The sequence below is a fragment of the Fictibacillus aquaticus genome, from assembly GCF_002245695.1.
Taxonomy (GTDB): Bacteria; Bacillota; Bacilli; order Bacillales; family Fictibacillaceae; genus Fictibacillus; species Fictibacillus aquaticus.
Map to the genome: position 1 here is coordinate 1 of NZ_NOII01000102.1, position 976 is coordinate 976.

At 47.1% G+C, this 976-nt stretch carries 1 protein-coding gene; it reads left to right on the top strand.

All coding sequences use genetic code 11. The features are described from left to right. Window positions 1-257: 257 nt before the first annotated feature. Window positions 258-976 (top strand): 2-hydroxyacid dehydrogenase (locus CGZ90_RS20240; protein ID WP_094254262.1); only part of this gene is annotated, 719 nt, incomplete at its 3' end.

Below are 976 nucleotides of genomic sequence, written 5' to 3' on the forward strand. Positions count from 1 at the left end.
CTACAGAGCGATCGGGCTGCCTGTGAAGGAACTTAATATTCCTATCGTTGACTGGCTGTCAACACCATATTAAGGAGAGCACCTACTGCTCTCCTTTTTTCATGCAACTTTTTTCATGCAAGGGAAATCTGGGGGTACGGTACCGCCACAGTCCGTTTGGCTTAAAGCCAGCATATAATTGTTTGCGGTACCGTACCCCCAAAAGTTCTTTGCGGGATGAAGGGCATCATGAGAAAATAAGGAAAAGGAGTGGTGTAATGAGAAAGCCATACGTTTATGTAACAAGAAAGCTTCCAGAAGAGACGCTCGACGCTTTGTCTCAAGCAGCACATATTAAAATGTGGGACAGCGAGGATCAAGCCGTTCCAAGGGACGTGCTGGTGAAGGAAGCGGCAGAAGCAGATGCTCTTCTTGTTATGCTTTCAGATAAAATCGATGAAGAGATCTTGTCATTACCGTTTCTGAAAGTGGTGGCGAATGTTGCGGTCGGCTACGATAATATCGATTTGCATGCCGCCAAGAAGCACGGAGTAACGATTACCAATACACCTGATGTATTGACCGACACCACTGCAGATCTTGTGTTTGCTCTTATTCTAGCGTCTGCCAGAAGGATTGTAGAAGCTGCAGAGTATGTGAAGAGCGGAAAATGGAACAGCTGGAGCCCGCTGCTGCTCGCTGGTACTGATGTTCACCATAAAAGGATCGGCATTGTTGGCATGGGACGCATCGGTGAAGCAGTAGCCAAAAGAGCGAGAGGGTTCGATATGGAAGTGCTTTACCATAACCGGACACGCAAGCTGGAGTCAGAGAAAAATCTTGGGGTCATTCACGCTGAATTTGATGAGCTGATCGAGAAAGCGGACTTTGTTGTCAACCTGGCACCTTTAACTCCAGAAACGCAGGGGATGTTCGGTCGCGATGAGTTTGAGAAAATGAAGCAATCTGCCATTTTCATTAATGCTGGAAGAGGTGC